This is a genomic window from Dehalococcoides sp. THU4 (assembly GCF_043231265.1).
GTDB lineage: Bacteria > Chloroflexota > Dehalococcoidia > Dehalococcoidales > Dehalococcoidaceae > Dehalococcoides > Dehalococcoides mccartyi.
Genome location: NZ_CP171266.1, coordinates 838,696 through 863,148, shown reverse-complemented (window position 1 = coordinate 863,148; position 24,453 = coordinate 838,696). Strand labels below are relative to the sequence as shown.

Sequence of the window (24,453 nt, the reverse complement as noted above, 5' to 3'; positions counted from 1 at the left end):
ATGGTAGAAAAGATACTTTCAAGCCAGTATATATACTGCGGCAATCTGATTAAAGTCCGCAAAGCGGCGGTGGAACTGCCTTCGGGCAAAGTTGCCCCGCGTGAGCTGGTGGAACATAACCCCTGCGTGGTAGTAATAGCAGAAGATGCGGACGGCAAACTGCTGATGGTAAAACAATACCGTTTGGCAGCTTCCCAAGATATGCTGGAACTGGTGGCCGGCAGCATGGATGCCGGGGAAACACCGGAAGAAAGTGCCAGCCGCGAACTGCGGGAAGAAGCCGGCTATAAACCGCACAAACTCAAGCTGCTGGGCGGATTTTATTCATCACCGGGCTTTCTGACCGAGTATCTGCACGTTCTGGTGACAAGTGACCTGGAATACGCCCCCCTCACTGCCGAAGATACCGAAGATATAGAGGTTTTCCGCTATACCCCGGCGGAAGTAAAAGCCATGATTGCGGGGGGGCAAATAACAGACTCCAAGACACTGGCCGGGCTGATGCTGTATTTCAGCCGGACTTCTGTCTAACCCAGCTGTCCGCCAAGCTGGCGGCCGCCTAAAAGGTGTAAATGAAGGTGATTAACTACCTGTCCGCCTTCATGCCCGCTGTTAATCACCAGCCGGTAACCGCTTTCGGCGATATCCATCTCACGGGCAAGCTTGCCGGCCAGTAAAATCATTTTACCGGCCAGTTCGGTATCAGCTTCGTCCAGCTCGGTCAGATTGGCAATATGCCTGCGGGGGATAATAAGTATATGCACCGGTGACTGGGGATTTATGTCTTTGAAAGCCACCAAATCTTCATCTTTGTAAACTATCTGGGCAGGTATCTCCCCTTTGACAATCTGGCAAAATATACAACTCATATCAGGCCTCCTTAGCCGTGCGGTAAATGGACTGACCAAGAGTAAAAGCGTTGTTCCCCTGAGAGTCAATAGCCACTATAGCCGGAAAATCCTCCACCTTTAGCGCCAGTATAGCTTCCGCCCCAAGTTCAGGGTAAGCCACCATCCGGCTTTCCTTGATACGCTGTGAGAGAAGTGCCCCTGCCCCGCCTATAGATATGAAATAAACCGCCTTTTTGCCTACAATCGCCCGGCTGACCTCAGCCGAACGGTTGCCCTTGCCGATAATAGCCAGCAACCCAGCATCCAGCAGTTCCGGGGTATAACGGTCCATCCGGCTGCTGGTGGTAGGGCCGGCTGAACCTATAACCTCACCCGGTTTGGCAGGAGACGGCCCCATGTAGTAAATAGTCTGGCCTTTAAGGTCAAAAGGAAGCGGTTTGCCCTGATTAAGAGCTTCCACCAGCCGCTTATGGGCGGCATCACGGGCGGCATATATAACACCGGATATCAGCACCCTGTCTCCGGCTTGCAGCTTTTCCAGTTCAGCAGGGTTAAAGGGGGAATTCAGTTTTATACCGGATATCACAGCACCACCTCACCATGGCGGGCGCTATGGCACTGCAGGTTTACCGCCACCGGCAAACTGGCAATATGGGTGGGTGCGGCTTCTGCCATCACTCCCAGGGCAGTCACCCTACCGCCTAAGCCAAGCGGGCCTATACCCAGGCCATTTACCCGTTTCAGCACCTCGGCTTCCAGAGCCGCCACCTCAGCCACAGGGCTGGGTACGCCCAGCGGCCGAAGCAAAGCCTTTTTAGCCATAAACATGGCCTTTTCGGCAGTTGCTCCTACCCCCAACCCTATAATAATAGGCGGACAGGGACTGCCGCCAGCATTTTCCACTGTTTCCAGCACCGCCTCTATCACCCCTTCACGCCCCACCCCGGGCTTAAGCATGAAAAGGCGGCTCATATTCTCCGCTCCGCTTCCCTTTGCCATGAAACTGAGCTTCAGGCGGTCACCGGGAACTATTTCGGTATGAATAACCGCCGGAGTATTATCTTGGGTATTTACACGTTCGGAAAACGGCTGGGAGACAATGGATTTCCTGAGATAAGCCTGCTCGTACCCCTGCCTGACACCCAAATTTATAGCATCAACAAGATTGCCATTTATATGCACGTCCTGCCCCACTTCGGCAAAGACAATGGCCGTACCGGTATCCTGACAGAGGGGTATTTTTTTCTCCCCGGCAATGCGGGCATTTTCAAGCAAACTCAGAAGTATATCCCGCCCGGCAGGAGACACTTCAGCTTCACATGCTTTATGTAAAGCTGTTAAAATGTCATCGCCCAAGCTGGTACTGGTTTTTACAATAAGCTCCGAGAGAGCCGCACTTATTTGGGATGAATCTATCTCCCGCACTTATTTACCCTCTAGATACTCGCTGGCCTTTACAAACAGGTCTCCGGCCTGTTTCATTTTGTAAGCACCATCTTTACCCTCTTCGCGGTTCTGCTCGGTCAGGAGCTTCACGTAATGCCCGCAGGCCTGCTGATAAAGCTGCATGGCTTTTTTATATGAATCCCGGGCATTTTTAACACTTTCAGCTTCGGGTTCGGGCAGGGTATCAAATCTTTCAAGGGCGGGAAGCAAAGTTTCTTCCGCTTCCTTCAAAGCGGCTACTTTCTCTTCCAGATTGCCGTTTATGACCACATCTTCAAGCTTGTAAACCGTATCATCCAGCTCGGTTTTGAGCTTTAAAAAAGCATCCAGAAATTCTTTATCATTACTCACTGCATTGTCTCCTTTAAACTTATTAAAGCGAAAGGGCGGCTATCTGCCCTTTTACCACTTCGGCAGATGCTAAAAGGCGGGCGTTTTCCGTCCCATCCAGCGGCAAGGTGATAATTTCCTGTATGCCGCCTTTGCCCAGCTTTACCGGCACGCCCAGCACAATATTTTTCAGGCCGTATTCGCCATCCAGCACCGCGGCACAGTTCATAACCTTTCCGCTGCCCGTAAAAATAGCCTCCACCATGGCAGCTATGGAAGCGGACGGGGCATAAAAAGCGCTGCCGGTTTTAAGGAACGCCACTATCTCGGCACCGCCGTTGACTGCCCGCTTGGCCAGTTCATCTGCTTTTTCAGCCGAAACCAGTTCGGACAGGGGTTTGCCGTTTACCAGGGTAAAACGGGGCATGACCACCATGCTGCCGCCGTGCTCGCCCATTACGCAGGGCGTAACAGCCGAAGGTTTTACCCCAAGCTCACGGGCTACAAAGGTAGCCAGACGCCCTCCGTCCAGCACGCCTGAAAGACCCACCACCCGTTTCCGGGGCAGGCCTGAAAGTTTCCAGGCCAGATAGGTCATGGTATCCACCGGGTTGGAAACAACTACCAGAGTGGCTTCTGGGGAGTATTTAAGGCAGTTTGAAACCACATCGGTCATAATCTTCTGGTTTATAGCCAGCAGTTCCTCACGGGTCATGCCCGGTTTGCGGGCAATACCGGCGGTTATCACCACTATTTCAGAGCCGGCTGTTTCGGCATAATCATTGCTACCGGTAATGGTATGGCTGAAACCAAGCACATTGGCAGACTGGGAAATATCCAGAGCCTTGCCCTGGGGAATACCCTCCACCACGTCCAGCATGACCACGTCTGCAAAGTCTTTTTCTATAAGGCGCTGGGCAAGTGTTGCCCCCACATTACCGGCACCTATGACACTAATTTTGGGCATTTATTTTCTTCCTCACCTGTTATCACTTCAGGCAGCTAAGCCTGAGGGTACAATACCCATAAGGCTAGCCGCACTTTTATTTCATTTTGGCTATTATGGCGTCTGCCACCTGCGAAGTGCCTACCGCCGCCGCCTGTTTGTCAGGTGAAAGCATATCATAGGTAACACTCTTGCCTTCGGCAATAACAGCCGCAATAGCATTTTCCAGCTTATCAGCGGCCTTTTCCTCTTTCAGATAGCGAAGCATCAGCACCCCGGAAAGCATCATGGCCATGGGGTTTACTTTATTCATCCCCTTGTATTTGGGGGCAGAGCCATGGGTAGGCTCAAACAGGGCATACTCATCACCGATATTTGCACCCGGGGCAACCCCCAGGCCGCCCACCAGCCCGGCACACAAATCAGACAGAATGTCCCCGTACAGATTTGGGCAGACCAGAATATCAAACTGGGAGGGGTTTTTGACCAGCTGCATAGTCATATTGTCTACAATACGGTCTTCAAACTCTATCTCAGGGTATTCCTCGGCCACCTTGCGGCCTATAGCCAGGAAAAGCCCGTCAGAGTATTTCATGATATTAGCCTTGTGGACAGCCGTAACCCTTTTGCGTTTGTTGTCCCGGGCATATTTAAAAGCCCAGCGGAATATGCGTTCGGTGCCGAACACGCTGATAGGCTTTATGCTGATACCCGAATCCGCCCGTATTTCAACCTTTTTATTCTCTTTGATAAACTCTATAAGCCTTAGGGCTTCGGGGCTGCCCTTTTCAAACTCAATACCGGCATACAGGTCTTCCATGTTTTCCCGCACGATAACAATATCCACATTGTCATAGCGGGAGGGAACACCGGGATAGGTCTTGCAGGGGCGCAGGCAGGTATAAAGATTTAGAGCCTTGCGCATACCCACATTTACACTTCTGAATCCTGAGCCGACCGGGGTAGTCACCGGCCCTTTAATGGCAACCTTGTTTTTACGAATGGATTCAAGCACCATATCCGGCAGAGGCGTGCCATATTCGGCTACCACATCCGCACCGGCATTTACTATCTCCCAGTTAAACTTTACACCGGTAGCTTCCAGTACCCGGCGGGTTGCCTCAGATATTTCAGGGCCAATCCCGTCACCGGGTATAAGGGTTACGTTATGAGACATCAGAATAAAACTCCTTAAACTTCGTTAAGCTTGAAATCACCGTATTTCTTTATATAGGGCATGACACCGCCCTCATCAAGTATCTTCAGCATGGCAGGGGGTATCTTGCCGAATGTCAGCTCTGCCCCGTTGGTACGGTCATATATTTTGCCGCCCTTAAGGTCTACTTCCAGTTCATCCCCTTCGGCAATTTTATCGGTATCACATATAAGTACGGGCAGACCCAAATTTATGGCGTTGCGGAAGAAAATGCGGGCTACCGACTTTGCCAGTACCGCACTCACCCCGGACATTTTAATAATCAGCGGGGCGTGTTCACGCGAAGAACCCAAGCCAAAGTTGTTGCCGGCTACCACAAAATCACCCGGTTTTACCCTTTGGGCAAAAGTGGGGTCTGCATCTTCCAGCACGTGCTTGGCCAGTTCCGGCAGATTGCTCCGCAGGTGCACCAGACGGCCGGGTGCAATATGGTCAGTGGATATGCTATCACCAAACTTAAAAGCTTTGCCCTTAAGCATTACATTACCTCTCTGGGGTCTGAAATTTCACCCTTGATGGCTGATGCCGCAGCCGTTGCCGCACTTGCCAGATAAATAAACCCTTCGGGGTTGCCCATCCGGCCTTTGAAATTGCGGTTGGCGGTGGAAAGGCAGACTTCGCCGTCTCCCAAAACACCCTGATGGACACCCAGACAGGCACCGCAGCCGGGCGGCATAACATTCGCCCCGGCCTGCACCAGTATTTCTATATATCCCAGGCGGATAGCTTCCAGATATACTTTCTGAGAAGCAGGCGTGACTATAAGGCGGGTTTGGGGATGGTGCCTGCGGTTCTTAAATATAGCCGCTGCCACTGCCAAATCATCCAGACGCCCCCCGGTACAGGTACCGATAAACACCTGGTCTAATTTAGTACCTTTCAGCTCACGGGCAGTAGCGGTATTGTCTACAGTGTGGGGTTTGGCAACCATAGGTTCAAGGGCGGTTGCGTCTATTTCTATCACCCGTTCATACACTGCATCTTCATCAGCCGCCAAAGGCTGGTAGTCAGCCTCACGCCCTACCGAACGCAGGTATTCAAGTGTCTGGCGGTCAGAAGGGAAAAGCCCTACTTTAGCCCCGGCCTCAACCGCCATATTAGCGATAGTCAGCCTTTCAGCTATCGTCATATTATTCACCACATTACCGGAGAACTCCAAAGCTTTATAGGTAGCCCCGTCCGCCCCGATAAGCCCGATAAGATACAAAATAAGGTCTTTGGCATAAATCCCGTGCTTAAAACGCCCGCTGACTACTACTTTAATAGTCTCCGGCACCCGGAACCAGGTCTTGCCCAGGGCAAAGGCCACCGCAATATCAGATGAACCCATGCCGGTGGAAAAAGCGCCCAAACCGCCGGCGGTAACCGTATGGGAATCTGCCCCGACAATCACATCACCCGGTCTGGCCAGCTTTTCGGCTACCAGCTGGTGACAGACACCCTCGCCTACATCAAAAATGAGCGCCCCGGTATCCCGGGCAAACTTGCGAAGCAGGATATGGTCTGTTGAAAGCTGTCTTTGGGGGCTGGGTGCGGCATGGTCCAGAAAAAGGGCTGTCCGTGACGGATTAGCCAGTTTGGTAAAGCCGTTGTCCCAAAATTCCCTGACAGTCAGAGGGCCGGTGGTATCCTGAACAAAGGCCAGGTCTACCTTGGAGACTACTATGTCTCCGGCGCTGGCATCACTGCCAGACTTCAGGCTGAGTATTTTTTCTGCTAGTGTTTTCCCCATGTTTTGTTTATGCAACCTTCCTTTACAAAGGTATATTCCCGTGTTTCTTAGGCGGATTTGCCAGCACCTTGTTTTCCAGAGAGCGCAGGGCTTTTATTATTTTGCTCCTGGTATCCGCCGGGTCAATTACGTCATCTATATATCCCAGCTGAGCCGCCTGATAAGGGTTGGCAAAGTGTTCCCGGTATTCGTCAAGCAGTTTCTGGCGGGTTTCTTCGGGATTAGCTGCCTCAGCTATAGCTTTGCGGGATATGATATTTACTGCCCCTTCCGCCCCCATGACCGCCACTTCACTGGCCGGCCAGGCATAGTTTATATCCCCCCTGAGGTGTTTGCTGCTCATAACAATATATGCACCCCCGTAAGCCTTGCGGGTGATAACCGTTATCTTGGGCACAGTTGCTTCCGCATAAGCATAAATCAGCTTGGCACCGTGCTTGATAATACCGCTGTGCTCCTGGTCTGTACCCGGCATAAAACCCGGCACGTCTACAAAACTGACCAGCGGTATCTCAAAGGCATCACAAAAGCGGATAAACCGGGCTGCTTTGAGTGATGCGTTTATATCTATAACCCCGGCCATATGCGAAGGCTGCTGGGCAACAATACCCGCAGGCTGCCCGCCCATCCGCACAAAGCCGACTATTATATTCTGGGCAAAATGCTTGTGAACCTCAAAAAACTCCTTCTCGTCAGCTACTTCGGTAATCACTTTTTTCATATCGTAAGCCCGTTTGGGATTATCCGGTATAATATCCCTGAGGTCACGGGTTTTGCGTTCTTCATTATCCTTGTTTTTGCCGCGGGGAGGTTTGTGGCGGTTGCTCTGGGGCAGGAACCCCATCAGCTCCCTTATTTGCTCAAAACACTCCTTTTCATTTTCGCACAGGAAATGGGCTACCCCGCTTTTCTTAGCGTGGATTTCCGCTCCCCCCAGCGCCTCATGGCTGATATCTTCACCGGTTACCGCTTTGATAACATCCGGCCCGGTAATATACATCTGGCTTATGCCCTTAACCGCAAAGATAAAGTCTGTCAGAGCCGGGGCATAAACCGCACCCCCGGCACTTGGGCCCACCACTACTGAAATCTGGGGAATAACCCCGCTGGCAATGGTATTCCTAAGGAGTATATCCCCCACCCCGCTCAGACTGGCAACCCCCTCCTGTATACGGGCACCGCCTGAGTCATTTATGGCAATAAGGGGCGCACCCGCCCTGATAGCCATATCTATAACCTGGGCTACTTTCTGGCCTACCACTTCGGAGATAGAGCCGCCTAGGACAGTAAAATCCTGGGAGTAGGCAAAAACCAGCCGTCCGTTCACCAGACCGCTGCCGGTTACCACCGCATCCCCCGCATTCCGCTGTTTTTCCAGCCCGAAATCACGGCAGCGGTGGGCGGCAAAAGCCCCCAGTTCGTTAAATGTTCCTTTGTCAAAGAGCAAATCTATACGTTCACGGGCAGTTAACTTGCCCCGTTTATGCTGAGCATCTATCTTGGCTTCCCCGCCACCCATTTCCGCCTGTTTTTTAAGACGGTTCAGGTTATCCAGTTGTTCCTGTACAGCCACGCACTTCCTCCACCCAAAACTCCCGTAATGATAACACAGCCCACTACCAAGGGCAACTGAACTCACGTTTGCATTGTACGTAGATACAGGTGCAAACTACCCTTAAGTACATCTCTATATATCATAAGTATTAGTACTTATTTTTATCAAATCCATTGCTAATCAAGATTTATCTGGGATATAATTTTTTTCAGTAAGGGTAATTTGTGCCGGCCAAGTAAATCTTGCGGAGGTGCATTATGGACAAACCCGTAAACCAGGCATACACCCCCGTACTCTCCCTGTACGAAGCAAAAAAGGAAAACCTTATCCCCATTTTGCTGGCTTTCCAGCGCAAGTTTTCGTATCTTTCCCGTGACATGATGCAATCGGTATCTGTTTACGTAGGCGTACCCGAAAGCTCTGTTTACAATATAGCCACTTTTTACAGCCAGTTCCGGCTGGAACCGCCGGGAATTAACAAGGTGCATGTTTGCCGGGGAACAGCCTGCCACGTAATGGGGGCGGAAAGACTGCTTAGGAATATTGAAAAACGGCTGGGCATCAAAGCCGGCGAGACCACCCCTGATAATGAAATCAGCCTGGATACTATAAACTGCGCCGGTATCTGCGGTCTGGCACCCACCCTGGAGGTAGACGGCAAACTTTATACCCGCCTTGACGGCAGCAGCTTAAACCGCATACTGGGCAAAAAGAAAAAATAGACCTCGCCAAGTAAGCACGCAGCCGTTATAATAAAGCCATTATGCTTTATACAGGTACGGATATTATTGAAATCCGCCGCATCAAAGCGGCCCAAGCCCGCTGGGGAGAGCGCTTTTTAAACCGCATATTCACCCCAGCTGAACTGTCTTTATGTAAAGACCGCCTGCCTTCACTGGCAGCCCGTTTTGCGGCTAAAGAAGCAGTCATAAAAGCCCTCAGCCTGCCTAAGAACCAAAGCTACTCAGAGATAGAAACCCTGAACCTGCCTGACGGACAGCCGTCAGTAAATCTGTACGGGCAGGCACTGGCAAAAGCCGGCACACTTGGTATCAAACAGATATCTGTCAGTCTATCCCACTGCCGCGAATACGCCATTGCAATGGTAGTTGCCCAGGACTGAAAAACCCACACCCTCCGCCTAGCAAATTTTGCTTTTTACATTTTCCCCAAACACTTTATCCCAAATTGTAAAAAGTGCTAGAATGGTAGCAGCTAGACAACAGGAGAGATAATATATGTCCGGACATTCCAAGTGGGCTACCATCAAACACGCCAAGGGTGCGGCTGACGCCAAACGGGGCCAGCTGTTTACCAAACTTTCACGTGAAATCATCTTCGCTGCCAAACAGGGCGGCCCCAGCCCCGAAGGAAATGCCCGCCTCCGCCTGGCTATACAAAAAGCCAAAGACAACCGCATGCCTTCAGACAATATTGAACGGGCTATCAAAAAAGGCTCAGGGGAACTGGAGGGGGCGACAGTTATTGAAATGATTCTGGAAGGTTACGGGCCGGGAGGCGTTGCCGTACTGGTAAACGGTATGAGTGACAACCGCAACCGCACCGTTTCAGATGTCCGCCATATGTTCTCCAAAAGCGGCGGCAGTTTAGCCGAATCCGGGGCAGTATCCTGGATATTTGAAACTAAAGGGGTTATCGGGGTGGAAACGGTGGGGCTTGATACCGATGAACTTTCCTTAAAAGCCATAGATATGGGAGCAGAAGACGTAAATATAGAAGAAGACTATATGGAAATCTATACTGCCATGCCGGATATGGAAAAAGTCCGCCAGCAGCTGGAAGCCCAAGGCGTAACTGTAGATTCAGCCGAAATAAATATGATACCCAAAAATACTGTTAAACTGGACGAAGAAACCTCTCTGCAGGTTTTAAAGCTGCTGGACAAGCTTGAGGAACTGGATGATGTCCAGACTGTTTCTTCCAATGCAGATTTTGACCCCGAAGTAGTGGAGAAATACCACTCTCAGGCTTAGTTTATGAGAATATTGGGAATAGACCCCGGCACAATGGTAGTGGGATACGGCGTTATTGAGGCCGCAGATGATGAGCTGTCACTGATAGGTTTTTCCAGCCTTACCCCGCCTGCCAGCGCACCCGTACCTCAGCGTCTGGCTTACATATATAAAGGACTGGTAGAAGTGATTGAGCTATACCAGCCGGACGAAGTAGCGGTGGAAAGCCCGTTTGCAGATAAAAATATAAAGAGTGCCCTGGCTATCGGCAAAGCTCAGGCTGTAGCCCTGCTTGCGGCCGCCAACCACAATCTGTCAGTTACCGAATACAGCCCCGCCTGTATAAAAAGCCGGGTAAGCGGCTCAGGCAATGCCTCCAAAGAACAGATACAGGAAATGGTGCGCCTGCTGTTAAATCTGGCTGAAATTCCCCAGCCCAATGATGCCGCTGATGCCCTGGCAGTAGCTATCTGCCACCACAGCCACAGGGCTTTTGCAAATATAACATCACAGGGAGACTGAAATGATTTCAAGTCTGAGCGGTATTCTGGAAGCCAGCGGCAAAGACTGGGCGGTAATAAATGTATCCGGAGTGGGTTTCCGCACCTATATGCCGGCTTCCTCGCCTGCCCTTATCGGCGAACTGGGGCAGAGAGTACGGGTATTTACCCACCTCCATGTCCGCGAAGACGCCCTGAACTTGTTCGGTTTCGGCACAGCCGAAGAGCTCTCCCTGTTTGAAACCCTTATAGACGTAAGCGGCATAGGCCCCAAGCTGGGATTAGCCATGCTTTCCGCCATGAATGCCGAAGCTCTGGCTTCCGCCATTATAAGCGGCAATACAGAGCTTCTTTCCACTATACCGGGTGTGGGCAAAAAGACCGCCAGCCGTATTGTGCTGGAACTTAAAGACAAGATAACTAAAAGCTGGGAGGCAGGTGTACTCAGCCAGGTTACCGAAGCCAATTCCGACATATTAGCCACCCTGACCGCCCTGGGATACTCAGCAGGCGAAGCCGCCAAAGCTATTGCCAGTCTGGAAGATATCACAGGCCTGCCTCTGGAAGAACGGATAAAACTGGCGCTTAACTATTTCAACAATAAGTGACCTCCCCTGATTGCCCCTATCCCCCCAAACGTTTATAATTTTAATATGCCTGATTTCAAAATAGTCTCGGATTTTGCACTTACCGGTGACCAGCCCCAGGCGGTGGAAAAACTCTCTGAGGGGCTGGCACAGGGCCTTACAGATCAGACCCTGCTGGGGGTTACCGGCTCCGGTAAAACCTTTACCATGGCAAATGTAATTGCCAGAGTAAACCGTCCCACCCTGATAATCAGCCACAATAAAACTCTGGCTGCCCAGCTTTACTCCGAAATGAAAGAGTTCCTGCCCGAAAATTCGGTGGAATACTTTGTAAGTTATTATGATTATTACCAGCCTGAAGCTTATGTCCCCCAAAAGGACATGTATATTGAAAAAGACGCTGACATAAACGAGGAGATTGATAAACTCCGCCATGCGGCCACCCGCGCCCTGTTTGAACGGCGGGATGTGGTTATAGTAGCCTCGGTTTCCTGCATTTACGGTTTGGGTGAACCCGAAGAATACCGCAGTTTTGTACTCCCTTTGAAAAAAGGACAGTCCCTGAGGCGTGACCTTATACTGCGGCGGCTGGTGGATATGCAGTATGAGCGGAATGACATAGATTTATCCCGCGGCAAGTTCCGCCTGCGGGGAGATACCCTTGAAATCCAGCCTGCTTACGAAGAACTGGCTCTCAGAGTGGAGTTTTTCGGTGATGAGATAGAACGGATAGTCAGCCTTGACCCGGTAAGCGGCGAACTGCTGGCTGACATAGATGAGATAAATATCTACCCCGCCAAGCATTTTGTAACCTCAGCCGAAAAAATGGCCGAAGCTATAAAGGGCATTCAGGCCGAGCTTGAAGACCGCCTGAAAGAACTGGAAGCCGAGGGCAAAATGCTGGAAGCCGCCCGCCTGAAGCAGCGCACCAATTATGACCTTGAAATGATGCAGCAGGCGGGGTATTGCTCCGGGGTGGAAAACTATTCCCGCCACCTGGCAGGACGGAAAGCAGGCAGCGCCCCCTGGACACTGCTGGACTACTTTCCGGAAGATTTCCTGCTGATAATAGATGAATCCCATATGAGCCTGCCCCAGATACGGGGCATGTATGCCGGAGATGCCGCCCGCAAGAAAACCCTGGTGGACTACGGCTTCCGCCTGCCCTCAGCTATGGATAACCGCCCCTTAAGCTTTGATGAATTTAAAGCCAGAGTCAAACAGGCTATTTACGTATCAGCCACACCCGGCCCGTATGAAAAAGAACACTCCCAGCAGGTAGTTGAGCAACTGGTACGCCCCACCGGGCTGCTTGAACCGGTTATAACCGTAAAACCCACCGGCGGCCAGATAGATGACCTGCTGGAAGAAGTGAAAAAACGGGTAGATAAAAAAGAACGGGTGCTTATCACTACCCTTACCAAAAAGATGTCTGAAAAACTGGCTGATTATCTGGTGGAAATGGGAATAAAAACCCATTATCTGCATTCGGAAGTAGACACGCTGGAACGGGTGGAAATCCTGCGTGATTTGCGGCTGGGGGTTTATGACGTTATAGTTGGCATAAACCTGCTCCGCGAAGGGCTTGACCTGCCAGAAGTCAGCCTGGTGGCCATACTGGATGCCGACAAAGAGGGTTATCTTAGGAGTGAACAGGCCCTTATCCAGACTATGGGACGGGCTGCCCGCCATGTGGACGGGCAGGTTATCATGTATGCAGATAAAATCACCGGGTCTATGCAGCGGGCTATGGACGAAATCAGCCGCCGCCGTAAAATACAGGAAGACTATAACCGCCTGCACAATATTACCCCGCAGGGTATCCGCAAGGCTATCAAGGATATAAATGAACGCATCCGCTCAGTCACCGCCGAAGTCAGCGGCCCTGAATTCAGGCCTGCCCCCACTCTCAGGGAAGACATTGCCCGTTTGATAAAAGAACTGGAAAGCCAGATGAAAAAAGCGGCCAAAAATCTGGAATTTGAACGGGCTGCCCTTATCCGTGACCGGGTGGTGGAACTGCGGGCGGCACTTGAAACAGACCCCGTAAATAAAAATGAAAGAACCAAGTAAAAACCCCTTAACCCGCCAGGAACGGCGCGAAGAAAAGCTGGAAAGCCGCCGCCGCAAGATGACCCAGCACGGCAAAGGTCTGGCCAGAGTTTACAAAGACGCTGTTGAAAAAAAGACCAAATAAAAGCCCTGATTTAAATCAGGGCTTTTTTAATACAGAGTAAGCTGTTTATTTAATACTCATCTTTAGGCACTTCGGCTTTGCCGTCATCACCCTCAATAGCTTCCCGCAGTTCATCTGCCAAACGGGCGGCTCTGGGATAACCGATATGCATCTTCCTTTGCAGGAATGAAGCTGAAATAATATTGTTATGCTCTGATATTAGTGCCATAGCCTCATCAAACAAAGGGTCTTTGCTTTTACTTTTTGGGGCGGGCGGCGGCGCGGTAATCTCCTCAACCTTCAAAGCTTCAGACGGAGAAATATCTTTCTGGTTGGTCCAGAAATATATCAGGCGTTCACTCTCAGCATCCGAAACATAACAGCCCTGCAGGCGTTTGGGTTTGGCTGCCTCGGTGGGCATATAAAGCATATCGCCCCGCCCCAGCAGTTTTTCCGCCCCTACCATATCCAGAATAGTCCGCGAGTCCACCTGAGAGGTAACCGCAAAACTGATACGGGTGGGGAAGTTAGCCTTAATAAGCCCGGTGATAACATCTACTGACGGGCGCTGGGTGGCCACCACCAGGTGAATACCCACCGCTCTGGCCATCTGGGCCAAACGGCAGAGAATATGCTCAACCTCATCAAAACCGGCCATCATCAGGTCAGCCAGCTCATCTATTATCAGCACAATAAACGCCATCCGGTCAGAACCCATGCGGGTCTTGTTGTAACCCTCTATATTACGCGAACCGGCGGCGGCCAGTGTCTGGTAGCGGCGGTCCATTTCGGCCGCCAGCCAGCGCAGGGCGGAAAGGGCTTTTTCCACGTCTACAATCACCGGGGTAGCCAGATGGGGCAAGCCGTTAAAGGGGGTCAGCTCTACCCGTTTAGGGTCTATCATAATAAACTTTACGCTGGAAGGCGTATTGTTAAGCAGCATACAGCAGATAATAGAGTTTAAACAGACTGTCTTACCCGAACCGGTAGCACCGGCAATAAGCAGATGGGGCATCTTGGTAAGGTCTCCCGAAACAGCCTCACCGCCTGCGCCTTTACCCAAAGCCAGAGCCAGGGGTGAACGGGCCAGTATCTTCTGAAAAGTATTGGTCTCCATGACGCTCCGCATAGATACCACCCCGAATGAAGTGTTGGGCACTTCTATACCCACTATGGATTTACCCGGCACCGGGGCTTCAATGCGTAAACTGGGGGCGGCCAGAGCCAGAGCCAGGTCATTTGCCAGAGAGGCAATCCGGTCAACCTTGACCCTTGTCTTGGAAACCTCCACCTGGCGGGAAACAGTCTCCCCGTCTTTGTCACGCTCTTTAACTTCTTTAAACTTGCGGTCCCAGCCCGGTTCAACCCCGAATTGGGTAACGGTAGGGCCGGCATTTATCTGGATAACCTTGCCCTCCACCCCGTAGCTGGCCAGGGCTTCTTCAATAGCCCTTGCCCGCTGCAGATTATCTGCTTCCGAAAAACCTATTTCAGTAGTTTTATCCAGCATTTCTATAGGCGGCAGTTTCCAGCCGTCCACCTCGGCTATCCCCTCAGCCTCACCGTACTTCTTCCAGACTTCGGAAGCTATCTGTTTGCGGTCTGCATCAGTGCGCTCATCAACCGGTTTAGGTTCTTTAGCGGCAGTCTCCGGCGGCATATTGGGAAGCTCGGTCTGGGGAGTACTTTTAGCCGCCAGCGGGTTTTTTACTTCTACTACCCGTGATTCAGCTTTGCCGAAAGACGGCAGCTTTATAGAGGGTAGTTCTATCTTCGGGGCAGCTTTTTCAGGCAGAGGCCTGCGGGCCTCTTCACCCATATCAATACGGTCTTCATCACCACCGAATACAGGACGGCTGACTACCGTACGGTCAAGGCGGGCCACTTCGGGCATATTAGAGCGGCGGGAGGGGCTGAAAATGCCCCTGAAAAGCCCGCTGAGGCTTCGCCAGACTGCACCCGGAGCTATAAGGATAACCCCCAGTACAATCAGGGCCAGCACCCGCATAAACCCGTTTATATCAGCGTTACCGCCAAGTATGCTTAGACCTATATCACCGCCGGCATCCATCATGCCCAGCATACCCCAGGCCGCCAGAATCAGCACCACCCCGCCCAGCCATTTGTTCCAGAGATTTAAGCGGTAGCGGTGAGCCCATTCGGACATCTGGTCAAACCTGAGAGCCACAATAGCTATGATAATACCCAAAAGAATAAGCAGCAGCCCCCAGCCGAACAATCCGGCCGTACCGCTGCCGAAATTGGCAAAAAAGTCCATTACGCCTTCCCACTGCCAGACCACAAAGGCAATAGCCGAGGCTATCAGCATAACCCAAAGCCAGGAAGCCCCGCCTTTGACCGGGGTATTTGAAAAAGCCTTCTTAGCAGCGGGTTTTTTAGCCTTGCTGCGTACCGGAGCGGTTTTCTTAGACGGACGGGCAGTTACCTTAGCCGCAGATTTAGCTCTGGGGCGGGCATTCCGCAGGGTGTCTCTGGGGTCTTCTTTTTTAGGCATATTAACCTCGTCTGCAAACCTACACTTTTACCATAACCGGGATAACCATGGGACGCCGTTTAGTCTGCTCGTAGTAAAACTTGTTCAGCGTTTCTTTGACGTCATTATACATAGCCCCTTCGGGAATATCCTTACCGTCATGGTCAAGCAGCTTGATTATAAGGTCACGGCTGGCATCCAGCATGGCTTTAGATTCATCAGGGTCAACAAAACCTCTGGAAACAATATCCGGCCTGCCTACCAGCATACCGGTTTGCTTGTTGATAGCTACAATCGCCACCACAATACCGTCCTGCGAAAGCATACGGCGGTTGCGGAGTACCACCCCGCCCACATCACCCACGCTCAGGCCGTCTACATAAACATTGCCGGAAGGAACTTTGCCGGTAATACGGCCGGACTTAGTATTAAGTTCCAGTATATCCCCGTCTTCCATGATAAAAGTATTCTCCGGGGCAACGCCCATAGTCCGGGCCAGCTCCGCATGCATGGTCAGGTGGCGGTATTCGCCATGTACGGGTACAAAATACTTGGGTTTAACCAGATTAAGCACCAGCTTCAGTTCTTCCTGACTGGCATGCCCATGCACATGCACCTTGGCTATACGGTCATAAAATACCTTAGCCCCCTGGCGGAACAAACTGTCTATAGTACGGCTCACCAGTGACTCGTTGCCGGGTATGGGCGAAGCCGAAATAATTACGGTGTCACCTTTCATTATATGGACATGGCGGAAATCACGGTTGGCTATCCGCACCAGAGCGGAAGTAGGCTCACCCTGAGAACCGGTGGTCATCAAGACCACTTTTTCCGGAGGCACACGCTGAAGCTGGTCTATATTGCAGACCAGACCTTCGGGCACTTTAAGATAACCCAAGTCAGCCGCCATTTTATGAATCTCAGTCATGCTGCGGCCGGCAAAAAAGAGCTTCCGCCCGTATTTGGCGGCGGCATCAATCACCTGCTGCTGGCGGGAAATAAGCGAAGCAAAAGTGGTTACCAGTACCCGCCCCGTAGCCGCCCCGATAATGCGGTCAATATTTTCGCCCACCACAGTTTCCGAAGGGGTATAACCCGGCAGCTCCACATGGGTGGAGTCCGACATCAAAAGCAGTACTCCACGCGAGCCCAGCATAGCCAGACGTGACAGATTGGTGGGCTTGCCATCTACCGGCGTATAGTCCAGTTTGAAATCCCCGCTGTGGACTACCGCCCCGATAGGCGTCTGAATAACCAGCCCCACCGAATCCGGCAGGCTGTGGCAGACCGGGTAAAAGTCCACTTTGAGTTTACCCAGCTTGAAAGTGCCGTCAGACGGGATAACATTTATCTTAGTCTGGTGCAGCAGCTTGGCTTCTTTCAGTTTTACCGAAATAAGCCCCTGGGTCAGTTTGGTGCAATAAATAGGCACATTTATCTGGGGAAGTATATAGGGTAACGCACCTATATGGTCTTCGTGCCCGTGGGTGATTACAATGCCCCGTACTTTTTCGCGGTTTTCCAGCACGTATGAAATGTCAGGTATAACCAAATCTATACCCAGCATTTCTTCTTCCGGGAACATCAGCCCGCAGTCTATGAGGATAATATCTTCCCCATATTCTACAGACATCATATTCTTGCCTATCTCACCCAGGCCACCCAGAGGTACAATCTTAAGTTTAGGTTTTGCCATAGTTCGTCAGAACAGGCCTAGCTGGCGGGCAGGAGGTTCTTTGGGAACTAAAGGCGCTTCGGCGCGGTTCAGTTCTTCAAGCAACCCCGGTATCCGGAGCATATCCTGCTCAATCTCCTTACGTAAGCCTCCCTGGTGCAGGGCTGCGGCCGGGTGGTACATAGGATAATAAATTACCCCGTCCCGTCTCATCGGCTTACCATGAATTCTGCTGATGGTGCTGCCGGTGAAATACCTGGCCATAGAATACCTGCCCAGAGTGACTATGATTTTTGGTTTTATTATTTCTATCTGGCGGTCCAGAAAATTGCGACAGGCAGAAATCTCGTCCGGCAGGGGGTCACGATTGCCCGGCGGACGGTCTTTGACTACATTAGTAATATATACATCTTCCCGCCTGAGCCCTATAGAGTGAATAAGCTCAGTCAGGAATTTGCCGGCTGCCCCTACAAAAGGACGCCCCTGCTGGTCTTCGTTAAAACCCGGGGCTTCGCCAATAAACATAATTTTGGCATCGGCATTTCCTTCGCCGGGGACAGCATGAGTGCGGGTGGTATGAAGGTTACAACGTGCACACTGGGCTATTTCCGAATATATACCCTTGAGTAATTCTTCTTTATCGTGCATTATATTATTTATCTGACATCTAGCTGCCTAATAGAGCTATGATAACACTGTCAATATGTCAAGTCAATTTGATATAATATTCCTTGCGTTGTAGACTTAGCCTGATTGTTTTTTTACACCTGAAAGGAGAGCCATGAGCTTTTTAAAGACCTCGGACCCGGCAGTTTATAATGCCATAATGCAGGAAACCACCCGCTTAAAAGAAACAATTGACCTCATTGCTTCGGAAAACTATACCAGCAAAGCTGTTTTAGAAGCTCAGGGTTCAGTTTTCACTAATAAATACGCCGAAGGTTACCCCGGTAAAAGATACTATGCCGGATGTGAATATGCAGATGCCATAGAAGAGCTGGCTATAGACAGGGCCAAGACCCTGTTCCATGCCGAACACGCCAACGTCCAGCCCCATTCCGGGGCTCAGGCTAACATGGCTGCCTATTTCGCCATGGTAAAACCCGGTGATACCATAATGGGTCTTACCCTTTCCCATGGGGGACACCTGACCCATGGTTCAAAGGCCAATTTCACCGGTAAACTTTATCACGTAATTGAATACGGGCTGAATGCCGAAACCGAACGGATTGATTATGACAATCTGGAAAAACTGGCTTTGGAGCATCGCCCCCGCCTGATTGTTACCGGCGCTTCGGCCTACCCCCGGATACTGGATTTTGAACGTTTCAGGGCTATCTGTGACAAAGTAGACGCCAAGCTGATGGTGGACATTGCCCATATTGCCGGTCTGGTAGCCGCAGGGCTTCATCCTTCACCCGTACCCTACGCTGACGTGGTTACCTCTACCAGCCACAAAACCCTGCGCGGCCCGCGGGGCGGCTTTATCCTCTGCAAAGAGCAATACGCCAAGGCTATTGACCAGGCGGTATTCCCGGTAATACAGGGCGGACCCCTCATGCAGGTAGTTGCCGCCAAAGCAGTGGCTTTTCAGGAAGCTATGCAGCCCGGTTTTGTTACTTACCAGAAGAAAATCCTTGAAAATACCCAGGTAATGGCTGAGGAACTCCGCAAACTGGGGCTTCGCCTGGTTTCAGGCGGCACTGACAACCATTTGGTGCTGGTGGACCTTAGTCCCATCGGGGTAAACGGTTATGATGCCCAGCTGGCACTGCGCAGAGCCGGTATTGTAATCAACCGCAATACCGTACCCTTTGCCGAAAACCAGACCGCCAATGTTCCGGCGGGTATACGCCTGGGCTGTCCGGCGGCCACCAGCCGCGGATTCGGTCCGGCTGAAATCCGCCAGACGGTAGGCTGGATTGGCAAGATACTCAAAAATATAGGCAACGAAGATATAGAGAAACAGGTGCTGGCAGAGGTGATTCACCTATGCCGCAAATTCCCTGTTCCCGGCATAGACGCATAAAAAGGGGGACATACGTGTTGGCTAACGGTAATTTGACAGACGAATTGAAAATCTTCACCGGTAATGCAAACCCTGACCTGGCCAAGGCGGTAGCAGACTACCTGAAGGTGCAGATGGGCAAATGCGAAGTTTTCCAGTTTTCAAACGAAAACATATTCGTCCGCATACAGGAAAGCGTCCGCAAGAAAGATGTCTACGTTATCCAGCCGACCTGCTCACCCGTAAACCAGAGCATAATGGAGCTGCTTATCATGATGGATGCCCTGAAGCGGGCTTCATCAGAGAGGATTACAGCCGTACTTCCGTATTACGGTTATGGACGCACTGACAAGAAAGACCAGCCGAGGGTACCCATTACCGCCCGTCTGATTGCTGACCTTTTAACTGCCGCCGGTGCCAGCCGTATCCTCACTTTAGACCTGCACGCCCCCCAGATACAGGGATTCTTTGATATGCCGGTAGACGAACTGACCGCCGAAAACCTGCTGGCTAACTATTTCAAGAAAAAGAAGCTGGAAGACCTGGTGGTGGTAGCCACCGACGTGGGCATTTCCAAAAAAGCCCGTGACTTTGCCGCCAAGCTGGATGCTCCTTTGGCCATTATAGAAAAACGGCGGATGGGCAATAACGACATAACCCGCACTATAAATATCATAGGTGATGTAGAGGGCAAAAACGCCCTGACCTTTGATGATGAAATAGATACTGCCGGCTCGCTGGTGGGCAACGTAAACATACTTATAAACAAAGGGGTAAAGGAAGTATATTCCTGCGCCACTCACCCGGTGCTTTCCGGCCCGGCCATCCAGCGCATTGCCGCCTCCCCCATAAAGGAACTGGTGGTAACTGACTCAATACCCCTCACTCCCCCCAAGAAAATAGATAAAATAACTGTTCTTTCCATCGCTCCTCTCATCGGTGAGGCTATTTACCGGATACATACCGGTAATTCCATCGGCGAGATGTACGATCAGATGCAAATGGAGTAAACCATGTTTAAATTTTTTTCCGGCTTCGGAGACTCAAACGAAAAAGAGATCCGGGCACTTGAACCGCTGGTAGACAAAATAAACCAGCTGGAAAGCTCTTTTTCTGCCCTCAGTGATGAAGCCCTGAAGGCCAAAACTGCCGAATTTAAGGAACGGCTGAAAGAAACTTTTGAAACTACCGCCTCCGCTATCCTGAAAGATATCGCCGGTACTACCGCCGAACTTGAAGAAGCCCAGAAAACGGCTGACAACAGCAAACAAAGCCGCCTCAAGGCTAAGCTTGAGTCTTTAAATAAAGACCTTTCCGTTAAAGAAAACGCCGCTCTTAACGCCATTCTGCCCGAAGCCTTTGCCGCTGTCAGGGAAGCCTCCCGCCGGACTATCGGCCTCAGGCACTATGACGTCCAGCTTATCGGCGGTATGGTGCTTCACCACGGCAAAATAGCCGAGATGCGCACCGGTGAAGGTAAGACCCTGGTAGCCACTTTACCCCTTTACCTTAATTCCCTGCTGGGAAAGGGTGTCCACCTGGTAACAGTTAATGATTATCTGGCCAGACGTGACGCTTACTGGATGGGGCCGGTCTACCATGCTCTGGGGGTCAGCGTTTCCAGTATTTACCCCATGCAGACACCCACCGAAGAACTGCCTTCACGGCTGTTTGACCCCACTTATACCTCTGAAACACCTAATGACCCCTGGATGCATTTCCGCCCTATATCCCGGCAGGAAGCCTATAAAGCAGATATTACCTACGGCACGTCCACCGAATTCGGCTTTGATTACCTGCGGGATAATCTGCGGCCTGACCTTGCCCAGTGTGTCCAGCGGGAAATGAACTATGCCATAGTAGATGAAATTGACAACCTGCTTATAGATGAAGCCCGCACCCCTCTTATCATATCTGCCCCGGATACCGAGGCAGGTAAACTGTACGAGGTCTTTGCCCGGCTGGCTCCCCGTTTGGCGGCAGGGAAAGACTACGAGATAAACGAAAAAGACCGTAATGCCGAACTGACCGAAGACGGCTGGGCAAATGTGGAAAAACTGCTTTCACGCGAAGGAGTTATGAAGGGCAGCAGCCTGTATGACCCCCAGAATGCCCCCCTTATCCGCCATCTGCGGAATGCCCTCTCCGCCAAGGAGTTTTATAAAAAAGACCACCAGTATGTAGTCAAGGAAAATGAAGTTATCATTATTGACGAATTCACCGGCCGCATGATGCTGGGACGGCGCTATTCCGAGGGCTTGCACCAGGCTATTGAAGCCAAAGAACACGTAAAAATCCAGCAGGAAAGCAAGACCTATGCCACCGTGACCATCCAGAATCTGTTCCGCATGTACCGCAAACTCTGCGGCATGACAGGTACGGCGGCCACCGAGGCAGAGGAATTTTCCAAGATTTATAAACTGGAAGTAGTTATTATCCCCACCAACAAACCTGCCATCCGCGAAGATTACGGTGACCAGATATATAAAGACCAGTCCGCCAAATTCAAGGCAGTGGTCAATGAAATAAACGAAATGCGGAATCTGGGACGCCCGGTGCTGGTGGGTACAGTTTCCATTGAAAACTCTGAAATGCTCTCAAACATGCTTAAACGGCAGGGTATTGAGCACAAGGTACTTAATGCCAAACAGCATGAAAAAGAGGCTCAGGTGGTAGCCGAAGCCGGCAAACCGGGGGCGGTAACCGTAGCTACCAACATGGCCGGACGCGGTGTGGACATACTGCTGGGCGGCAAAGAACCGCCTAAAGATGATGATAAAGCCTATAGCCAGTGGCAGGCCCACCACCAGCAGGTGCTGGAAGCCGGCGGCTTACACGTAATAGGTACGGAACGCCACGAATCCAGACGGATTGATAACCAGCTTCGGGGACGCTCAGGCCGCCAGGGAGACCCCGGTTCTTCCCGTTTCTACGTAGCACTGGATGATGATATCATGCGCCGTTTCGGCAGTGAACGCATACAGGGCATAATGGAATGGGCCGGCATGGACGAAAACACCCCCATAGAAAACGGGCTGGTCAGCCGTACTCTGGAAAACGCCCAGAAACGGGTGGAGGGTTACCATTTTGATGTGCGCAAACACCTGGTGGAATATGATGACGTAGTTAACAAGCACCGCGAGGTTATCTATGCGGAACGCCGCAAGATACTCCTGGGGGCAGACCTGAAATCAAACATACTGGATATGATTCGGGAAGAGATAATAACCCAGACTGCCGAACATACCCAGGGATATGACTCTTCCGAATGGAATCTGGAAGGGTTAGTCACCCATATAGGCGGCATTTTTGCCCTGCCCGCCGAAATAAATGCAGAGGCACTGGCAAAACTTTCCCAGGAGGAAATAACCGAACTCCTTACCCGCACCGCCGAAGAGCTTTACCAGAAGAAAGAAGCTGAAATCGGGGCAGGCTCCATGAGGCTGCTTGAACGGATTATTATGCTCCACACCCTTGATTCCCTGTGGGTGGAACACCTGACAATCATGGAAAACTTAAGACGGGAAATAGGGCTTCAGGCTTTTGCCCAGCGTGACCCGCTGATAGCTTACAAAAACGAAGGCCACGTCCGTTTTCAGGAATTGCTGGAAACTATCAAACATGACGTAGTGCATAATATTTACCGGGTGAATATCCAGATTCAGCACCAGACTGAATCTGCCACCGCCAAGGCTGCCTCCCGCCCGGTGCAGCAGCAAAAACCCCTGCCGGCCGCACCCGCCGCCGCTATACCCGGTGTCTCCGCCAAAGCCGCTACCCAACCGGCCGCACCTGCTGCTAAAGAAGTAGGCCGGAATGACCCCTGTCCCTGCGGCAGCGGCAAAAAATACAAAAAATGCTGCGGCAAATAGCCACCCGGCTAGTGGGTAAATAATTGACTGAAGTACTAAGCGGACAAACCCCTGAACTGGTCATTGCCCGCCTCAGGGCGGCTATAGAAAACGGACAGGCGTGGTATCCGGCTATGCTGGAAGCGGCCGCCGCCTGGCCGCTGGAAAGTGAAGAATACGCCGGACGTCACTACCAGTACCTGATTGGCAGTGAAGCACTGGATTTGATACTCCTGTTTGAACGCTTCAGCCGTGAACTGGAAGACCTGATACCTGCCCAGGAAAGAGATAACCTCCTTTTCAGGGGGATTGCCCCCCAGGAACTCACCTCTGATGAACTGCTGGCATTTCTGGGGGAAGTGCGTTACCGCCAGTACCTGAACTATTTTTACGGTATTACGGTAGAAGAAGCACTGCTGGTAGTCACCCAGAGTGAAGTCCGCAAAGAGCACCGTTCTCTGGGGGTACGCAGAGAAGGCACAGTTATAGACGAGGCGTTCGTCCAGCTGTATGAACGCACCCATGACGAAATGCTGGACCAGTTCCGCCGCGAAAAACGTTACTCTAAAACCAGTACTATAAAAATCCATCAGCTGAAAGAATTTACCTACTGGCTTTTTAAATACCGCCTGCTCCACAGTGAAAAAGCCAGAGTTGCTTCTGATACCAATAAATCCTTGAACTATCTCAAAAAATATGCCCGGCGGCTTCAGCAAAAATCGGGCTAAGCCGGCCATTTCGGGCATTTAACCAAATGATGTATTGCCATAGTCCCAAAGATATAATACAATCATTTAACAGTACTAATTCCCCGCTCACGGAGGCTTAACATGGCAAAAACCAAAGTCCTGATAGCTGATGATCATGCAGTCCTTAGAGAAGGTATGAGCCGATTGTTAAGCCAGGAAAAAGACATTGAAGTAGTCGGCGAAGCCGGAGACGGGCAGGAAGCCGTTGATATGGTAGGCCAGTTCAAACCGGACGTAGTCCTTATGGACATAGTCATGCCCAGACTAACCGGGGTGGAAGCAACCAAACTTATCAAAAAAATAACCCTTCCACCTGTATCCTAATACTTACGGCATATAGCGATATCCGTTATATACTGGGCCT

At 51.2% G+C, this 24,453-nt stretch carries 25 protein-coding genes; 13 read left to right on the top strand and 12 right to left on the bottom strand.

The genetic code is table 11. The annotated features are described in order from the left end of the window. Window positions 1–531, top strand: coding sequence for an NUDIX hydrolase (locus ACE6F3_RS04540; RefSeq protein ID WP_324665424.1), 531 nt, complete (start codon window positions 1–3; stop codon window positions 529–531). Here ACE6F3_RS04540 and ACE6F3_RS04535 read toward each other — a convergent pair. The 9 genes from ACE6F3_RS04535 to ACE6F3_RS04495 all read right to left on the bottom strand — a co-directional run bounded on the left by ACE6F3_RS04535 (window position 528) and on the right by ACE6F3_RS04495 (window position 8,094). After that, window positions 528–869 carry a histidine triad nucleotide-binding protein gene (locus ACE6F3_RS04535; protein ID WP_324665426.1) on the bottom strand — a complete coding sequence of 114 codons (342 nt, stop codon included), beginning with the start codon at window positions 867–869 and terminating at the stop codon, window positions 528–530. The two genes, ACE6F3_RS04540 and ACE6F3_RS04535, sit on opposite strands and share 4 nt — an antisense overlap. A 1-nt stretch (window position 870) precedes the next feature. Next, window positions 871–1,434, bottom strand: coding sequence for a Fe-S-containing hydro-lyase (locus tag ACE6F3_RS04530; protein ID WP_052470955.1), 564 nt, complete (start codon window positions 1,432–1,434; stop codon window positions 871–873). Continuing rightward, window positions 1,434–2,276, bottom strand: a complete 843-nt coding sequence (locus ACE6F3_RS04525) for a fumarate hydratase (protein ID WP_324665428.1) — start codon at window positions 2,274–2,276, stop codon at window positions 1,434–1,436. Before ACE6F3_RS04525 ends, ACE6F3_RS04530 begins: the two co-directional genes overlap by 1 nt. Next, entirely contained in the window at window positions 2,277–2,648 is a 372-nt protein-coding gene (locus tag ACE6F3_RS04520) for a hypothetical protein (RefSeq protein ID WP_041341396.1), read from the bottom strand. Window positions 2,649–2,670: 22 nt separating this feature from the next. After that, entirely contained in the window at window positions 2,671–3,594 is a 924-nt protein-coding gene (gene mdh / locus ACE6F3_RS04515) for a malate dehydrogenase (protein WP_324665430.1), read from the bottom strand. A 76-nt stretch (window positions 3,595–3,670) separates the two neighbouring features. Beyond that, entirely contained in the window at window positions 3,671–4,750 is a 1,080-nt protein-coding gene (locus ACE6F3_RS04510; RefSeq protein ID WP_010936227.1) for an isocitrate/isopropylmalate dehydrogenase family protein, read from the bottom strand. A gap of 14 nt (window positions 4,751–4,764) precedes the next feature. Further along, the gene (locus ACE6F3_RS04505) at window positions 4,765–5,268 is read right to left on the bottom strand and encodes a 3-isopropylmalate dehydratase small subunit (RefSeq protein WP_023651995.1); all 504 of its coding nucleotides are present in this window, start codon (window positions 5,266–5,268) and stop codon (window positions 4,765–4,767) included. Continuing rightward, window positions 5,268–6,521, bottom strand: a complete 1,254-nt coding sequence (locus ACE6F3_RS04500; protein ID WP_010936225.1) for a 3-isopropylmalate dehydratase large subunit — start codon at window positions 6,519–6,521, stop codon at window positions 5,268–5,270. The genes ACE6F3_RS04505 and ACE6F3_RS04500 overlap by 1 nt, the downstream gene beginning before the upstream one ends. A gap of 22 nt (window positions 6,522–6,543) precedes the next feature. After that, window positions 6,544–8,094: an acyl-CoA carboxylase subunit beta gene (locus ACE6F3_RS04495; RefSeq protein WP_010936224.1), complete on the bottom strand. Its 1,551-nt coding sequence runs from the start codon at window positions 8,092–8,094 to the stop codon at window positions 6,544–6,546. 239 nt (window positions 8,095–8,333) lie between these two features. On the opposite strand from ACE6F3_RS04495, the gene ACE6F3_RS04490 reads away from it, so the two are divergent. The 7 genes from ACE6F3_RS04490 (at window position 8,334) to ACE6F3_RS04460 (ending at window position 13,333) form a co-directional block, all read left to right on the top strand. Further along, window positions 8,334–8,798, top strand: coding sequence for an NAD(P)H-dependent oxidoreductase subunit E (locus ACE6F3_RS04490; protein WP_077975104.1), 465 nt, complete (start codon window positions 8,334–8,336; stop codon window positions 8,796–8,798). Window positions 8,799–8,839: 41 nt separating this feature from the next. After that, window positions 8,840–9,199 carry a holo-ACP synthase gene (gene acpS, locus ACE6F3_RS04485; protein ID WP_077975103.1) on the top strand — a complete coding sequence of 120 codons (360 nt, stop codon included), beginning with the start codon at window positions 8,840–8,842 and terminating at the stop codon, window positions 9,197–9,199. A 115-nt stretch (window positions 9,200–9,314) separates the two neighbouring features. After that, on the top strand, window positions 9,315–10,070 hold the full coding sequence (locus tag ACE6F3_RS04480; protein ID WP_041341383.1) for a YebC/PmpR family DNA-binding transcriptional regulator: 756 nt from the start codon (window positions 9,315–9,317) through the stop codon (window positions 10,068–10,070). 3 nt (window positions 10,071–10,073) lie between these two features. Next, window positions 10,074–10,571: a crossover junction endodeoxyribonuclease RuvC gene (gene ruvC, locus ACE6F3_RS04475; RefSeq protein ID WP_324665439.1), complete on the top strand. Its 498-nt coding sequence runs from the start codon at window positions 10,074–10,076 to the stop codon at window positions 10,569–10,571. 1 nt (window position 10,572) lies between these two features. Further along, window positions 10,573–11,157, top strand: coding sequence for a Holliday junction branch migration protein RuvA (gene ruvA, locus ACE6F3_RS04470; RefSeq protein WP_058292192.1), 585 nt, complete (start codon window positions 10,573–10,575; stop codon window positions 11,155–11,157). A 45-nt stretch (window positions 11,158–11,202) separates the two neighbouring features. Next, window positions 11,203–13,209 (top strand): excinuclease ABC subunit UvrB, encoded by a 2,007-nt coding sequence (uvrB, locus tag ACE6F3_RS04465; protein ID WP_324665442.1) that lies wholly within the window; start codon window positions 11,203–11,205, stop codon window positions 13,207–13,209. Beyond that, complete coding sequence (locus ACE6F3_RS04460; protein WP_010936217.1) at window positions 13,193–13,333, top strand: hypothetical protein; 141 nt, start codon at window positions 13,193–13,195, stop codon at window positions 13,331–13,333. The genes uvrB and ACE6F3_RS04460 overlap by 17 nt, the downstream gene beginning before the upstream one ends. Before the next feature lie 49 nt (window positions 13,334–13,382). Here the strand turns inward: ACE6F3_RS04460 and ACE6F3_RS04455 are convergent, their stop codons facing one another. The 3 genes from ACE6F3_RS04455 to ACE6F3_RS04445 are packed head-to-tail and all read right to left on the bottom strand — an operon-like array spanning window position 13,383 to window position 18,129. Next, complete coding sequence (locus ACE6F3_RS04455) at window positions 13,383–15,827, bottom strand: DNA translocase FtsK (protein ID WP_324665445.1); 2,445 nt, start codon at window positions 15,825–15,827, stop codon at window positions 13,383–13,385. 19 nt (window positions 15,828–15,846) lie between these two features. After that, window positions 15,847–17,502: a ribonuclease J gene (locus ACE6F3_RS04450; RefSeq protein WP_010936215.1), complete on the bottom strand. Its 1,656-nt coding sequence runs from the start codon at window positions 17,500–17,502 to the stop codon at window positions 15,847–15,849. A 6-nt stretch (window positions 17,503–17,508) separates the two neighbouring features. Next, window positions 17,509–18,129 (bottom strand): uracil-DNA glycosylase, encoded by a 621-nt coding sequence (locus ACE6F3_RS04445; RefSeq protein ID WP_324665447.1) that lies wholly within the window; start codon window positions 18,127–18,129, stop codon window positions 17,509–17,511. A gap of 133 nt (window positions 18,130–18,262) precedes the next feature. Here ACE6F3_RS04445 and glyA point away from each other — a divergent pair, with 133 nt between their 5' ends. The 5 genes from glyA (at window position 18,263) to ACE6F3_RS04420 (ending at window position 24,413) form a co-directional block, all read left to right on the top strand. After that, window positions 18,263–19,510 carry a serine hydroxymethyltransferase gene (gene glyA / locus ACE6F3_RS04440; protein WP_301085223.1) on the top strand — a complete coding sequence of 416 codons (1,248 nt, stop codon included), beginning with the start codon at window positions 18,263–18,265 and terminating at the stop codon, window positions 19,508–19,510. Window positions 19,511–19,524: 14 nt separating this feature from the next. Then, a complete protein-coding gene (locus ACE6F3_RS04435) occupies window positions 19,525–20,499 on the top strand; it encodes a ribose-phosphate pyrophosphokinase (RefSeq protein ID WP_010936212.1) in 975 nt (324 codons plus the stop codon). Between the two features lie 3 nt (window positions 20,500–20,502). After that, on the top strand, window positions 20,503–23,361 hold the full coding sequence (gene secA, locus ACE6F3_RS04430; RefSeq protein WP_324665451.1) for a preprotein translocase subunit SecA: 2,859 nt from the start codon (window positions 20,503–20,505) through the stop codon (window positions 23,359–23,361). A 23-nt stretch (window positions 23,362–23,384) separates the two neighbouring features. Next, complete coding sequence (locus tag ACE6F3_RS04425; protein ID WP_010936210.1) at window positions 23,385–24,068, top strand: hypothetical protein; 684 nt, start codon at window positions 23,385–23,387, stop codon at window positions 24,066–24,068. 102 nt (window positions 24,069–24,170) lie between these two features. Further along, the gene (locus ACE6F3_RS04420) at window positions 24,171–24,413 is read left to right on the top strand and encodes a response regulator transcription factor (RefSeq protein ID WP_324665453.1); all 243 of its coding nucleotides are present in this window, start codon (window positions 24,171–24,173) and stop codon (window positions 24,411–24,413) included. Window positions 24,414–24,453: the final 40 nt, after the last annotated feature.

What these genes read in the sequence shown, in the direction of transcription:
- ACE6F3_RS04540 (WP_324665424.1), top strand. Translation starts at nt 1, where the DNA reads ATGGTAGAAAAGATACTTTCAAGCCAGTATATATACTGCGGCAATCTG.
- ACE6F3_RS04535 (WP_324665426.1), bottom strand. Translation starts at nt 869, where the DNA reads ATGAGTTGTATATTTTGCCAGATTGTCAAAGGGGAGATACCTGCCCAG.
- mdh (WP_324665430.1), bottom strand. Translation starts at nt 3,594, where the DNA reads ATGCCCAAAATTAGTGTCATAGGTGCCGGTAATGTGGGGGCAACACTT.
- ACE6F3_RS04510 (WP_010936227.1), bottom strand. Translation starts at nt 4,750, where the DNA reads ATGTCTCATAACGTAACCCTTATACCCGGTGACGGGATTGGCCCTGAA.
- ACE6F3_RS04505 (WP_023651995.1), bottom strand. Translation starts at nt 5,268, where the DNA reads ATGCTTAAGGGCAAAGCTTTTAAGTTTGGTGATAGCATATCCACTGAC.
- ACE6F3_RS04500 (WP_010936225.1), bottom strand. Translation starts at nt 6,521, where the DNA reads ATGGGGAAAACACTAGCAGAAAAAATACTCAGCCTGAAGTCTGGCAGT.
- ACE6F3_RS04490 (WP_077975104.1), top strand. Translation starts at nt 8,334, where the DNA reads ATGGACAAACCCGTAAACCAGGCATACACCCCCGTACTCTCCCTGTAC.
- acpS (WP_077975103.1), top strand. Translation starts at nt 8,840, where the DNA reads ATGCTTTATACAGGTACGGATATTATTGAAATCCGCCGCATCAAAGCG.
- ACE6F3_RS04480 (WP_041341383.1), top strand. Translation starts at nt 9,315, where the DNA reads ATGTCCGGACATTCCAAGTGGGCTACCATCAAACACGCCAAGGGTGCG.
- ruvC (WP_324665439.1), top strand. Translation starts at nt 10,074, where the DNA reads ATGAGAATATTGGGAATAGACCCCGGCACAATGGTAGTGGGATACGGC.
- ruvA (WP_058292192.1), top strand. Translation starts at nt 10,573, where the DNA reads ATGATTTCAAGTCTGAGCGGTATTCTGGAAGCCAGCGGCAAAGACTGG.
- uvrB (WP_324665442.1), top strand. Translation starts at nt 11,203, where the DNA reads ATGCCTGATTTCAAAATAGTCTCGGATTTTGCACTTACCGGTGACCAG.
- ACE6F3_RS04460 (WP_010936217.1), top strand. Translation starts at nt 13,193, where the DNA reads ATGAAAGAACCAAGTAAAAACCCCTTAACCCGCCAGGAACGGCGCGAA.
- ACE6F3_RS04455 (WP_324665445.1), bottom strand. Translation starts at nt 15,827, where the DNA reads ATGCCTAAAAAAGAAGACCCCAGAGACACCCTGCGGAATGCCCGCCCC.
- ACE6F3_RS04450 (WP_010936215.1), bottom strand. Translation starts at nt 17,502, where the DNA reads ATGGCAAAACCTAAACTTAAGATTGTACCTCTGGGTGGCCTGGGTGAG.
- ACE6F3_RS04445 (WP_324665447.1), bottom strand. Translation starts at nt 18,129, where the DNA reads ATGCACGATAAAGAAGAATTACTCAAGGGTATATATTCGGAAATAGCC.
- glyA (WP_301085223.1), top strand. Translation starts at nt 18,263, where the DNA reads ATGAGCTTTTTAAAGACCTCGGACCCGGCAGTTTATAATGCCATAATG.
- secA (WP_324665451.1), top strand. Translation starts at nt 20,503, where the DNA reads ATGTTTAAATTTTTTTCCGGCTTCGGAGACTCAAACGAAAAAGAGATC.
- ACE6F3_RS04420 (WP_324665453.1), top strand. Translation starts at nt 24,171, where the DNA reads ATGGCAAAAACCAAAGTCCTGATAGCTGATGATCATGCAGTCCTTAGA.